This window comes from Mycobacteroides franklinii, from assembly GCF_001853795.1.
In the GTDB taxonomy this organism is placed as follows: Bacteria; Actinomycetota; Actinomycetes; order Mycobacteriales; family Mycobacteriaceae; genus Mycobacterium; species Mycobacterium franklinii.
This window is the reverse complement of record NZ_MLIK01000019.1, coordinates 1,281,244-1,294,795: the sequence shown is the minus strand read 5'-3', so window position 1 is coordinate 1,294,795 and position 13,552 is coordinate 1,281,244. Positions and strand designations below refer to the sequence as shown.

General features: G+C 67.0%; 8 protein-coding genes. 4 read left to right on the top strand and 4 right to left on the bottom strand.

All coding sequences use genetic code 11. The features are described 5' to 3' along the window. Positions 1-103 precede the first annotated feature (103 nt). The 4 genes from BKG76_RS13895 to BKG76_RS13880 all read left to right on the top strand — a co-directional run bounded on the left by BKG76_RS13895 (position 104) and on the right by BKG76_RS13880 (position 8,910). Positions 104-1,933 carry an Hsp70 family protein gene (locus BKG76_RS13895; protein ID WP_070938146.1) on the top strand — a complete coding sequence of 610 codons (1,830 nt, stop codon included), beginning with the start codon at positions 104-106 and terminating at the stop codon, positions 1,931-1,933. Positions 1,934-2,007: 74 nt separating this feature from the next. Continuing rightward, positions 2,008-4,404: an isoniazid response ATPase/transcriptional regulator IniR gene (gene iniR, locus BKG76_RS13890; RefSeq protein ID WP_269085937.1), complete on the top strand. Its 2,397-nt coding sequence runs from the start codon at positions 2,008-2,010 to the stop codon at positions 4,402-4,404. 176 nt (positions 4,405-4,580) lie between these two features. After that, complete coding sequence (locus BKG76_RS13885; protein ID WP_407937661.1) at positions 4,581-7,592, top strand: (Fe-S)-binding protein; 3,012 nt, start codon at positions 4,581-4,583, stop codon at positions 7,590-7,592. 7 nt (positions 7,593-7,599) lie between these two features. Beyond that, the gene (locus BKG76_RS13880) at positions 7,600-8,910 is read left to right on the top strand and encodes a pyridoxal phosphate-dependent aminotransferase (protein ID WP_070938143.1); all 1,311 of its coding nucleotides are present in this window, start codon (positions 7,600-7,602) and stop codon (positions 8,908-8,910) included. A gap of 43 nt (positions 8,911-8,953) precedes the next feature. Here the strand turns inward: BKG76_RS13880 and BKG76_RS13875 are convergent, their stop codons facing one another. The 4 genes from BKG76_RS13875 to BKG76_RS13860 form a co-directional block, all read right to left on the bottom strand. Next, positions 8,954-10,294 carry a UDP-glucose dehydrogenase family protein gene (locus BKG76_RS13875; protein ID WP_070938142.1) on the bottom strand — a complete coding sequence of 447 codons (1,341 nt, stop codon included), beginning with the start codon at positions 10,292-10,294 and terminating at the stop codon, positions 8,954-8,956. Positions 10,295-10,426: 132 nt separating this feature from the next. Beyond that, positions 10,427-12,136: a DUF7159 family protein gene (locus BKG76_RS13870; RefSeq protein ID WP_070938141.1), complete on the bottom strand. Its 1,710-nt coding sequence runs from the start codon at positions 12,134-12,136 to the stop codon at positions 10,427-10,429. A 116-nt stretch (positions 12,137-12,252) separates the two neighbouring features. Further along, positions 12,253-12,822 carry a dCTP deaminase gene (dcd, locus tag BKG76_RS13865; protein ID WP_070938140.1) on the bottom strand — a complete coding sequence of 190 codons (570 nt, stop codon included), beginning with the start codon at positions 12,820-12,822 and terminating at the stop codon, positions 12,253-12,255. Positions 12,823-12,874: 52 nt separating this feature from the next. Then, a complete protein-coding gene (locus BKG76_RS13860) occupies positions 12,875-13,552 on the bottom strand; it encodes a L,D-transpeptidase family protein (RefSeq protein WP_070938139.1) in 678 nt (225 codons plus the stop codon).

Sequence of the window (13,552 nt, the reverse complement as noted above, 5' to 3'; positions counted from 1 at the left end):
CACGTTAGGGGATGTTCTGTCATTAGGGGGTGTGACGACCGTCATCCCCTACTGTTGGGCTGCGGGGTGAAACACCACAGCACCGCAGAACGAACGGATAGGTATGGCCAACGCACTGGGACTGTCGATCGGCGCCACTCAACTGGTCGCAACACCCGACGACCCGCAGAGCCAACCCGTCGTGCGCAGTTCGATCCTCACCCTGCATGAGGACGGCCCGCCCGAGGTGGGAGTGCCCAGTCAGCCCGGCCTGACGCTCACCGGATTCGTCGGCAGAGTCGGCGATCCGGTCGGCATCGTGGCGGCGGACGGATCGGTTCACCGCGCCGAATGGGCGCTGACCGAGGCGATGCGCGTGCTGATCGCCGATGCCGCCTCCACCGCGAACTTCACCGCACCCCCGGTGCTGTCGGCCTCCGTCCCCGCTCATTGGAGCCCGCAGACCGTCAGCACTCTGAGGGACGCGATCGACCGTGTACCCGCCCTTGCACCGGGTGGTCGGCAGCTGAAACTGATCCCGGATGCGCGCGCCGCCCTGGAGTCATTGGCCGCCGGTCCAGGCACGCCCGACCGCGGTGTCGTCGTGGTCTGCGATCTCGGCGGCTCGGGTAGCAGCATCACGCTCGCCGATGCCGCGCGCGGGTTCCAGCAGATCGGGCAGACCATCCGATTCGTCGAGTTCTCCGGCCAGCAGGTCGACCAGATGTTGTTGACCCAGGTCCTTACCGATCTGAACCAAGACCCCGAGGGCACCACATCGGTGGGTGCGCTGACCCGGCTGCGCGATCAGTGCCGACTGGCCAAGGAGCGGCTCTCCGGCGAGACCGCGACCTCGGTGCCGGTGCACCTGCCCGGGATCACCACGGACGTCCGTCTCACCCGCGCCGAACTGGAAGACCACCTGCGCGGACCGTTATCCAGCCTGATCGATGCCATTCAGGACACCGTGGAGCGCAACGGAATTCATCCGGCGAATATCACCGCGGTCGCGTCGGTGGGCGGCGGTGCCAACATTCCCCTTGTCACCCAACAGCTTTCCGAGCGGATACGAGTACCTGTCATCACCGGTCCACAGCCGCAACTGGCGGCCGCGCGCGGCGTCGCTCTGCTGGCGACGCGACCCGATCTGCCGCCGCAGGACGCCACCGCGATGCGGCCGGTGGAACAGCCACCGGGCGATGCCACCATGATGCGTCCGGCCCCGACCGGTACCGGAACCTTCGCCGCGCCGGTTGCCGCGGCTGCCGCCGCCAACGACGCGCCGGAACTGGCCTGGTCTCAAGATGATTCGGCGCCCGATCTGGCTCCGCTACAGGAGACCGGCTACCAAAGCCCGTACACCGTCGATCTCGACGACGAGTACCACGGCCCCATCGAACCCACTACCGCCCGGCCCGAACTTCAGTTCAGCCACGATCCACATGCGGCAGAAGACGACTACGACGACTACCCGCCGCTTCCGTGGTACCGCCGCCCCCTGGTGTGGTTCATCGCGGCGGCCGCGGTAGCCGGCATCGCCTTCACCGGGATGATGGTGTCACTGACCAGCAAGGAATCGCCGGCCCCGGCCACCACGACACCGAGCGTCAGCGTGGTGCCGAGCACGGGTGATGCCCCGGTTGAGCCGCCCCCGTCAGCGGAACCCCCGCCACCGCCGCAGACCCACACCGTGACGCAGTCGGTGCAGCCACCTCCCCCATCGCCGGAGCCACCTCCGCCGCCGCCCCCTACGACGACAACAACAACACCCCCGACAACAACCACGACCACCACGACGACGACCACAACAACGACGACCACCACGACGCCGCCAACGACAACCACGACCCAGCCGACGACGACCACCACGACCCAGCCCCCCTCGACGTCCACACCGCGCCCCGCGATCACCATCCCGGGACTGCCCCCGATCCCGATCGGTCCGCGCAACTGAGCACCCCGCGCGATAACGGGCTCTCCGGGACGTTCGATGGAATCGCCTCGGCGATAACCGCTGTCACGCAGTCGTTGTCTGCCGGCGGTGCCGTGAAGGTGCTCATCAGCGGCACCGCGGGCAGCGGGAAGACGTCCGTGCTGACTCGCGTTCGCGAGGCGTTGAGCAAGGCCGGCTCGCCGGCCGTCAACCACGTCCCGGAAACGGTGGCTGGCGGGAACATTGGCCCGTTCGTCATCGACGATGCCGACTCCCTCACGGATCGACAGCTCGACACCCTGCGCGCAGTGGTGGAGAACGACCCGGCGGCCGTCGTCGTGGTAGCCGCCACACCCCGACGCAACTCCGCGTTGCGTGCCCTTTTTCAGGCCTTGGAACGCGAATCGCCCTCGATCACTCTGGATCCCGTCAACGCGGGCGATATCGCCCGGCTCGTGCCGCGCTCGGCTGCACTCGCCGAGGAGATCGCCGCAGCCACCGGAGGTGTGCTGGCGCTGACGGCAGCAGCCATCGATCATCTGGGCGATCCGTATCCACTTGAATCGGCGCTGCGCGCGATCGATTCCCGCATTGACGAAACGTTGCGGCGCCTGTCACAGTCGGCCCAATCCGTCGTGCTGCTGATGTCGTTGGATTCTGGCATCGGAGCCTCGGATATCGCTGCGGCACTGGCACTCTCCGATGCAGACGAGCTGGTCGACGAGGCCTTGGCGAGCGGGCTGGTTCCCGGGCCCGGTCATGTCGCGTTCGCGGCGAGGGTGCACGGTTGCGCCGCCCGCCTACTCGGAGCGGCGCGACATCTCGACCTTGAACGCTCACTGCTGCGCACCCAACTCGAGATTGGTTCGGTGTCCACCGATTTGGCTTTGGCACTGGTTGCGCACGGGCTGCGCGATCGGGACATCGCCGCGCTGCTATCGGATTGGGCAACAACCGAGTCCGACCCCTTGAGCGCAGCCGACCTATATCGCGCCGCCCTGGCCGCGGGTGCCGAACCGGACCCGCTGCGGGTACCTCTGGCCGAATCCCTGGCTCGCACCGGCGATCTGGCGGCGGCCGCCGCCCAGGCCGATGAAGTGCTCACCAGCACGGACTCCGGGCAGCGGGCCGCGGGCGTGCGTATCGCCGCAGCCATCGCATGCCATAACGGAGACTCCGGTCAGGCCGCCGCGCTGTACAGCTGGTTGGGCGCGGATATGGATGGCTTGACGGCCCTGACCGCGGCACCGGTTTTCGTCGGTACGGGGCAGCTGGTAAGCGCACGAAAGTCCCTGGAAGACAATGCGAGTGCCCCGCCCACGACGTCGGCCACCGCGATGCGCAATGCGGCCCTGGGCGTCATCGCATCCGTTGAGGGACGCGGCCAGGAGGCATTGTCCTTACTGGGACAGGCGGTCACGCAACAGCCGTCCACGTCGTCCTTCACCCCGGATAGCACCGCCGCCCTGGCGGCGCTGACCATGCTGCACAGCGGCGACACGACGCGGGCTCGCAGCATTCTCACCGATGCCATCCGCACCGATCGACCTCATGACGTATTCGGGGTACGACATCGGCTGCTCGCGGCCTGGATCGCCATGTTGTCCGGCGATCTGGCCGGCGCCACTCAATGGCTGCCCGGGACGGAAGCGGAGCTGTCTCGCCGGGACCGCCTATTCGCCGAGTCGCTGCGCACCGGCATCGCCCGACGCCATGGCGATACCGGTCCACTGCGCCAGCATTGGCAGGCCTCCATGGATGCATTGTCGGCATATTCGATCGATGTGTACACATTGCTCCCGGTCGGTGAGCTCTGGGTGGCCGCGGCCCGGCTGCGCACCCTGGATGCCATGGCGCATCACGTGGACCGCGCCTTCGCGGTGCTGGCCCAGCTCGGCGATCCGATCGCCTGGTCCGCACCCCTGCGGTGGGCAGGGGTGCACGCCGCGATCTTGACCAATTCACCGGAGAGCCTCGCCCCGCACGGGCAGGCGCTGGCCGCGGCCGCCGGATCCAGCCCCTACGCACGCGCCCTGGCGACCGCCGGGCGTACATGGCTGCGGGTGCTCGCCAATCAGGTGGACGGCGCCGAGGTGGACAGCGCCGCGCGGATGCTGACCGATACCGGATTGGGGTGGGATGCCACCCGCCTGGCCAGTCAGGCGGCACTGCACGCCAACGACCCGAAGGTGGCCGCCGCGATGCTCGCACTGGCTCGCGATCTGCGAACCCCGTCGGCGGCGACTGACGGTCCCGATGGAAATTCCCCGCCGACCTCGGCGGCACATTCCCCGGCGTCCACCCGCCTCTCCGATCGCGAACGTGAGGTCGCTGAGCTGCTGCTGCGCGGGCTTCCTTATCGCGATATCGGTGCGCAGCTGTTCATTTCGGCCAAGACCGTCGAGCATCACGTCGCGCGCATTCGCCGTCGCCTCGGGGCCGAATCCCGATCTGACATGTTCTCGATGTTGCGGGCAATCTTGGCCTCGTAAGTGCGAGAAAATTCACCCACAGGGCGGGTTAGGTAAGCCTGACTAGGACTTTCGACCCTGTCAATGCGACGATGACCTCGCATCGGACACAAGTTACCGGCCAGTAACATTACACTTGTTACTGACGAGTAACTTATCGGGACCGGGAGGTCAGCACCACCGTGACTAACGCAACGATGATCCTCGGAATCATCGGCGTCGCCTACAGCCTGATTGCATGGGGCTCGTTCGGTAGCGGCGTCGTGAAAATGCTCCGCGTCATCCTGTCCGGCCAACCAGACGGCACCCGGTGGCGTCCGATCGTCCCGCGCGTCAAGACCGTCATCGTCGAGGTGGTCGCGCACACCCGGATGAACAAGTTCCGGACCGTGGGCTGGGCGCACTGGCTGGTCATGGTCGGCTTCCTGGGCGGCTTCCTGCATTACTTCGAGTCCTATGGTCAGACCTTCAACCCCGAATTCCACTGGCCGTTTTTCGGCGCGTCCTTCGCCTGGGAGCTCTGGATCGAATTCCTCGGTGTCGGCACCATCGTCGGCATTGTCACTTTGATTGTCATTCGCCAGCTGAACCACCCCCGTAAGCCCGAACGGCTGTCGCGCTTCGGTGGCTCCAACTTCATCGCCGCCTACACGATCGAGATGGTCGTGCTCAGCGAAGGCCTGGGCATGCTGCTGGTCAAGTCCGCGAAGATCGCGACGTACCACCACACCAATCCCTACTCGGATCCAGTAAGTAGCCAGGTGGCCAAGCTGCTGCCCGAAAGCCCGCTTATGGTGTCGGCGTTCTCGCTCTCCGTGATGTTCTTCGGCGGCCTGTTCCTGCTCCTGGTCGGGCGCAAGCTCGTCTGGGGTGTGGCCTGGCACCGGTTCGCAGCCTTCTTCAACATCTACTTCAAGCGCAACGCAGACGGCAGCGTCGCGCTGGGCGCGGCCAAGCCGATGATGTCCGGCGGCAAGGTCCTGGAAATGGAAAGCGCCGATCCGGACGTCGACGCCTTCGGCGCCGGCAAGGTCGAGGACTTCAGCTGGAAAGACCTGCTGGACATCACGACGTGCACCGAGTGCGGTCGCTGCCAGAGCCAGTGCCCCGCCTGGAACACCGGCAAGCCGCTGTCCCCCAAGCTGCTGATCACCTCGCTGCGCGACCACACCTACGCCAAGGCGCCCTACCTGCTGGCCGGTGAGGACAAGTCCAAGCTGAGTGAGGCCGAGGTCGCCGAGGGTGAGCGTCAGCTGGTCGGCGGCGAGGGTGCCGTCATCGACCACGAGGTGCTGTGGAGCTGCACCACCTGTGGTGCCTGCGTCGAACAGTGCCCCGTCGACATCGAGCACGTCGACCACATCATCGACATGCGCCGCTACCAGGTGCTGATCGAATCGGAGTTCCCCGGAGAGCTCGCGGGCCTGTTCAAGAACCTGGAGAACAAGGGCAACCCCTGGGGCCAGAACTCCAAGGACCGTCTCAACTGGATCGAAGAGGTCGACTTCGACGTCCCGGTGTTCGGCCAGGACGTGGACAGCTTCGCCGACTTCGAATACCTGTTCTGGGTGGGTTGCGCGGGTGCCTACGAGGACCGCGCGAAGAAGACCACCAAGGCCGTCGCCGAGCTGCTCGCGCTCGCCGGAACCAAGTTCCTGGTGCTGGGCGCCGACGAGACCTGCACGGGTGACTCTGCCCGCCGCGCCGGTAACGAATTCCTGTTCCAGCAGCTGGCCATGCAGAACATCGAGCTGCTCAATTCGGTGTTCGAGGGCGTGGAGCACAAGCAGCGCAAGATCGTGGTGACCTGCGCGCACTGCTTCAACGCACTCGGCAACGAATACCCACAGGTCGGTGGTGACTACCAGGTGGTGCACCACACGCAGCTGCTGAACCGCCTGGTGCGCGACAAGAAGCTGGTTCCCGTCGCACCGGTGTCACAAGACGTCACCTACCACGACCCGTGCTACCTGGGCCGTCACAACAAGGTGTACACCGCGCCGCGTGAGCTGATCGGCGCCTCGGGTGCCGCACTCACCGAAATGCCAAGGCACGGAGAGCGTTCCATGTGCTGTGGCGCCGGTGGCGCCCGCATGTGGATGGAAGAGCAGCTGGGCAAGCGCATCAACATCGATCGCGTCGACGAGGCCCTGGCCACGCCGGCATCCAAGATCGCGACGGGCTGCCCGTTCTGCCGCGTGATGCTCACCGACGGCGTGACCGCACGCGACGATTCAGCCGCCGTGGAGGTCGTCGACGTCGCACAGCTGCTACTAGAGTCGGTCGGCCGCACCGAGGACGTCCGGAAGGCATTGCCCGCCAAGGGAACTGCTGCAGCGGCGGCAGCCGAGCGCGCTGCCACCAAGGTCACCGAGCCCGAGCCCGCACCGGTCGAGGAGGAAGCGCCGGCCGCAGCCAAGACCGAGGCGGCTGCCGCTGAAGCCAGCACCGCGGAGGTAAAGCCCGTCTCCGGCCTGGGCATGGCCACCGGAGCCAAGCGACCGGGCGCCAAGAAGGCCTCGGCGCCCGCCGAGGCCGCACCCGCCGCCGAAGCGACCACCGCAGCGCCGGTGAAGGGCCTGGGCATGGCAACGGGAGCCAAGCGCCCCGGAGCCAAAAAGGCCACCGCCGAAACCAGCACCGCCGAGGCGACCACCGCAGCTCCTGCGGCCGCACCGCCGGTCAAGGGTCTGGGCATGGCCGCCGGGGCAAAGCGCCCCGGAGCCAAGAGCGCAGCACCTGCGGCCGCTCCCGCGACTCCGGCGGCCGAGCCGGAGTCCGAGGCGCCGGCGGCAGCTGCTGCCCCGGTGCCTCCCGTCAAGGGACTCGGGATGGCGGCAGGCGCCAAGCGTCCCGGCGCCAAGAAGGCCGCTCCCGAAACCAGCACGGCAGCCCCGGCGGCCGAGGCTCCTGCGGCACCCGCCACCCCGGCGGTGGAGGCACCCGCGGCTCCCGCCGCGCCGGAACCCCCGGTGAAGGGCCTGGGCATCGCCGCCGGCGCACGACGTCCCGGCGCCAAGAAGGCCGCTCCCGCCGCCGCTGCGCCTGTTGCGGAAGCAACTCCGGAACCGGCACATCCCGTCGCCGCACCGGAGCCCGTGGAACCGGCCGCACCGGAACCGAAGGACGAGACCCCTGCGGTGCCAGAGCCACCGGTAAAGGGCCTGGGTATGGCCCCGGGAGCACGCCGCCCCGGCCGCCGAAATTAGATATTGGCTGGACAGCAATGCCACCATTGAGACCGTGAGTACCGATAACTTGCCGACTGACGTGCCCCCGCGCGTGCCCAGCCTCTCGCCGCGGCAGCATCAACGGGTCTTTGCGCAGTCCACCAAGCTGCAAGACGTCCTGTACGAAATCAGGGGTCCGGTACACGCGCAGGCCGCCCGGCTGGAGGCGGAGGGGCACCGCATCCTCAAGCTCAATATCGGCAACCCGGCGCCATTCGGTTTCGAGGCGCCCGATGTCATCATGCGCGACATCATCCAGGCGCTGCCCTACGCGCAGGGCTACTCCGACTCCAAGGGCATCCTGCCCGCGCGGCGCGCGGTGGTCACCCGCTACGAACTGGTCGACGGGTTCCCGTACCTGGATGTGGACGACGTCTTCCTGGGCAACGGGGTATCCGAGCTCATCACCATGACCACCCAGGCGCTGCTCGACAACGGCGACCAGGTACTCATCCCGGCACCCGACTACCCGCTGTGGACGGCCGCGACCTCGCTGGCCGGCGGCACCGCAGTGCACTACCTGTGCGATGAGACCAACGGCTGGATGCCAGATATCGAGGATCTGGAATCCAAGATCACCGAGCGCACCAAGGCCCTCGTCATCATCAACCCGAACAACCCGACCGGCGCGGTGTACACCCGCGAGATCCTCACGAAGATGGTCGAACTGGCGCGCAAGCATCAGCTGCTGCTGCTGGCCGACGAGATCTACGACAAGATCCTCTACGACGATGCCGAGCACATCAGCGTCGCATCGCTGGCGCCGGATCTGTTGTGTTTCACCTTCAATGGTCTGTCCAAGGCGTATCGGGTAGCCGGCTACCGTTCGGCATGGCTGGCCATCACCGGCCCCAAGGACCACGCGGCCAGCCTGCTGGAAGGCGTCAACCTGCTGGCCAATATGCGACTGTGCCCAAATGTGCCTGCCCAACACGCGATTCAGGTCGCCCTCGGCGGGCATCAGAGCATCGACGACCTGGTGCTCCCCGGTGGTCGCCTGCTGGAGCAGCGCGACGTGGCTTGGACGAAGCTCAACGAGATTCCGGGCGTCTCCTGCGTCAAGCCCCGGGGTGCGCTCTACGCGTTCCCACGCCTGGATCCCGAAGTGCACCACATCCACGATGACGACCAGCTTGTCCTGGATCTGCTGCTCAACGAGAAGATCCTGCTCACGCAGGGCACCGGGTTCAATTGGCCTGAGCCAGATCATCTTCGAATCGTGACGTTGCCGTGGGCCCGCGACCTTGCGGTCGCTATCGAGCGGCTCGGTAACTTCCTGGTGAGCTACCGCCAGTAGGCGCCCTCTTCATCCTGCGCGAGCATGCTCGCGGAACCAGGGGTCAGGTGTGGGTCAGCTCTTCCACGCGCTTGCCCAGGCAGAACACCCGCCATCCGGCGTTGACCCACTTGGCGGCGTCTAGGCAATTGCGCCCGTCCACAATGACTTTGGTGCGCACCACCTTGGCCAGCTCGTCGGGGTCGTAGTCGACGAACTCCTGCCACTCGGTGAGCAGCAGCACCGCGTCGGCGCGGTCGGCGGCTTCCAGCACCGAGGTGGCGTAGTTGAGCGTCGGGAACAGCCGGCGCGAGTTATCCAGTGCCTTCGGGTCATACACGTTGACGGCGGCTCCGTTGAGCTGCAGCAGACCGGCGACGTTCAGCGCCGGTGAGTCACGAACATCATCGGACTCCGGCTTGAACGCCGCGCCCAGCACCGCGATGTTGGCGCCAAGCAGCGATCCACCGCACGCCTTGGTGGCAAGCTCCACCATCCGGGTGCGCCGCCGCATGTTGATGCTGTCCACCTCGCGCAGGAAGGTCAGGGCGTGGCTGGCGCCCAGCTCGCCCGCGCGCGCCATGAATGCCCGAATGTCCTTTGGCAGGCATCCCCCGCCGAATCCCAGGCCCGCATTGAGGAATCGCCGACCGATGCGCGGGTCGTAGCCCAGGGCGTCGGCCAGGGTGGTCACGTCGGCACCCACCGCCTCGCATACCTCGGAGATGGCGTTGATAAACGAAATCTTGGTGGCCAGGAAGGCATTGGCCGAAACCTTGACCAACTCAGCGGTTTCCAGGTCGGTCACCAGGAAGGGCACTTCCTCGTCGAGGATCGGCCCGTACAGCTCGCGAACCAGCTTCTCGGTGCGGTCGGAGTCCCGCTGCACACCCAGCACGATGCGGTCCGGGTGCAGGGTGTCCTTGACGGCGTAGCCCTCACGCAGGAACTCGGGGTTCCACGCCACCTCGACATCCACGCCGTCGGCCGCGAATCCTGCTGCCCGCTGGCTCAGTTCACGTGCGGTGCCGACCGGAACGGTCGACTTACCGATGATCACCGCTGACCGGGACAGCAGCGGAACCAGGGTGTCGATCACCGAGTGGACGTAGCACAGGTCCGCCCCGTACTCACCCTTCTTCTGGGGCGTTCCCACACCCAGGAAGTGCACGTCGGCGAATTCGGCGGCCTCGGCGTAGCTCGTGGTGAAGCGCAAGCGCCCGGCTGCGATGTTGCTCTGCAAGATCTTTCGCAGGCCCGGCTCGTAGAACGGGATGTCACCACCGGAAAGCTTGGCGACCTTCCCCGGGTCGATATCGACGCCCAGCACCTCGTGACCAAGCTCGGCCATGCACGCGGCATGGGTGGCTCCGAGGTAACCGGTTCCGAATACAGTGCATCTCATACTGCCTATATAGGCCGTCAGGGTTAGCAACCTGGATACGCCGCCCCATCGGTGTCCTAACGCAGGGTGTACGGCGGGCGGAGCCCCGTTTTTCCTGCCACAAGCAGCTCAATCACGCTGGTGAATAAGGGATTAACGCCCGCCAAACGACCAGGGGAAACCCGAGTTGGAGCCGCCGCCGGATCCACCACCGTACGAGCCGCCGCCGTGAGAGCCGCTGTTGCCGCCCCAGCCACCGTGGGAGCCGCCGCTGTCGGAGCCACCCCGGGAGCCACCGCCGTCACCCCAACCTCCGCGCGAGGACCCGCTGTCGGAGCCACCCCGGGAGCCACCGCTGTCGCCCCAGCCGCCGCGCGAGGATCCGCCGTCAGAACCTCGAGAGCCCCCACTGTCGCCCCAACCGCCGCGGCCGCTGTCCGAATCCCTGTCAGAGCCACCGCGTGATCCGCCACGCGAACCGCCATCGGAATTACCACCGCCGATGGGTGGCAGGCCAGGAATCGAAATGAGGGGCGGCTGCGTGTACTCCGGGCGGCTACGCGGCCACCACGGATTCTCCTGGCGCCTCGGCTGCTCCCACGACGGCGGGAACAACGGAATCGGGACGGGCACGACGGCGGGCGCGGGTGCCACCTGTGCGGGCTCCTCGGGGGCAGGAGCCGGCGCGGCGGGCGGTGGGGGTGCCTCCGGCGCGGGTGCCGGTGCCTGCGGAGCCGCCTGGACCGGTGCGGGGGCCTGCTTGGGCGGCGCGACGTTGTGCTGCGGCGCCGGGGCCACCACCTGCTGCACGGGGGCCGGGGCCACCACGGGCGCCGGTACCTCTGCCGCGGGTGCGGGCGAAGCTTGTTTGGGTGCCTCAGCCGGCAGCGGGTTCTGTATCGGGTTCTGTACGACGGCGCGATCCGGCGAGGACGTACCTTGGTCCACCGTGGAACGCACCGTCACCGTCAGCGAGACGGCAAGGGCTATCGAGCAGATGCCGAAAACCAGCAGCAGCGGCGCACCAACCAGTAAGAACGGCTTGCGTTCCGCGGGTTGGTCGCCGAAGTCCCTGTATTCACTGAGCTCGGTCTTTGCTTCCTCGGTGCTCTCGGTAACCGCTCCGGGGTGCGCGAAACCTGTTCCCGTGGGCCCTTCCAGCGAGTAGGCCTGCCCCAGCAGCGCGGTGCTGGCCTCGAAGTCGGGTTCCTGTGCCGACGCCAGCGCGGCACCGCGGGCCAATGCCAGCTCGGGCTGGTCCGGGGAATTCACCGGCAGGGAGATGGCCTCGCCCAGCGGATCGGCCAGGTCGGAGACGTCGGTGCCCAGGCCCAGCAGGAACACGCCGTCAGGGGCGTTCTCCTTGCCCTTGAGCGGGTTGACGAGGTTGGCCAGCACACCCGAGGTCACGCCGTTGATAAGCGCCTCGCTGGCCAGACCGACGATCGATCCGTCTGCGGAATCGACCACCGCGAGCGTCGCGTTTTCCGGCTCGATGACCAGCAGCGCCGACTTTTCGTATCCCGTGACGCTGCTGGCGGCCTTGGCGAGCGCACCACCGGCGTGTAGGGCCGAGAAGAATTCGACGCCGTCGATCCCCCGGCTGGCCAGCGAATCGCGCAGCACCGCAGCCTCGGCGTGGTCGCTCCACACCACGCCGGTGGACACAAGATTGTGGCCCCCGTCCAGCATGCCGTCGCGGGTACCGACGATGGCCGCAAGCACCTGATCGGAGGCGGTGCCTTCGCCATCGGAGACGATGATGGTGTCGGTGTCGACGATCCTGCCGTCCGCACCTGCGCCCTCGACCAGTACCAGCCGGGCAGTCGTCGGTGTCATCGAGACACCAAGTACGACGTCCACGTCAGATCCTCCGCTACATATCGACACGGTCACACGAACAAACGCGCCAAGGCCGTCAAAAAGTTCGAGTCATTGCCGATTATGTATCGGGCCGGCGCGCTACCGCGTTACCCCGGCTAGGGGTTGATGAAGTTCTGGTAGGAGCGCGACGGGGTTGGACCGCGCTGCCCCTGATACTTCGACCCTACCCCGGCGCTTCCATACGGGTGCTCGGCCGGAGAAGTCAGTCGGAGCAGACACAGCTGCCCGATCTTCATGCCCGGCCACAACGTGATGGGCAGGTTGGCGACGTTCGAAAGCTCCAGCGTGATGTGCCCGGAGAAACCCGGGTCGATGAATCCCGCGGTGGAGTGGGTCAACAGGCCCAGGCGCCCCAATGAGGACTTTCCTTCCAGCCGTCCGGCCAAGTCGTCGGGCAGCGAGCAGATCTCCAGCGTGGACCCCAGCACGAACTCGCCGGGATGCAGCACGAACGGCTCGCCCTCGCCCGGCTCAACCAGGCTGGTCAGCTCGTCTTGACGCTGCTTGGGGTCGATATGCGTGTAACGGGTGTTGTTGAACACCCGGAACAGGCTGTCGAGCCGAACGTCGATGCTGGATGGCTGGATGAGGGCGGCGTCGAAGGGTTCGATGCCGAGGCGCCCGGCGTCAAGCTCGGCGCGGATATCGCGATCGGACAACAGCACGCGACGAGCCTACCGAGGGGTTGCTTACGCGAAGAGGTTCGGGCGGGGGCGCCTACCGCCTGATGGCGATGACGGCTCCCGGCCGCAGCCAGCCGATGAGTCGAACGAGCGCGGCATCGTCGAGTGTCACGCATCCGGCCGAGGGGCCGCCGTCGGTCCCGTGCACGAAGAACGCCGAGCCCGCGCGGGGTATGCGCGAGCTGTTGACGCCCATCACGATGGCCCGTGAATAACCGTTGAGCTCCTCGCTCAGGGATGTGTCGAAGGAGCACGCGGATTCCGCGCAGCGCTGATGGGTGTTGTAGTTCGGGCTGGCGGGATCACCGTCCCACCAATCGTCGCCGTCGACCTGCAGGTAGTCCAGGCCATGCGCCACGGACGGTTCGGTGCCGAATGCCCAGTCGAGGGTGAATACTCCCGTCGGGGTCGCCGGATTGTCGTCGCTGGCAGTGTCGGTGAATCCGGCCGAGCCGATGTCGGAAGGAAGGTTGCGCTCGACGGGTTCCCAGGTATCGCCGGTCCGATGCCATGTCTCGATGACCGCCTTGGTGCCGCCCGTCCCCTGCACCGCGACGACTTGCGTTGCCGTCCCGACAGAGTCTGCGAACCACGGAGGGGCCGGTCGTGATGCGGCGGCCGGAAACACCGCGGCCGGGGCGCTCTCGGCCCGAACCCCGCACGCTGCGGCGAGAAGCACAACGCCTAGCGACAGCAGACGGATCGGGGACAT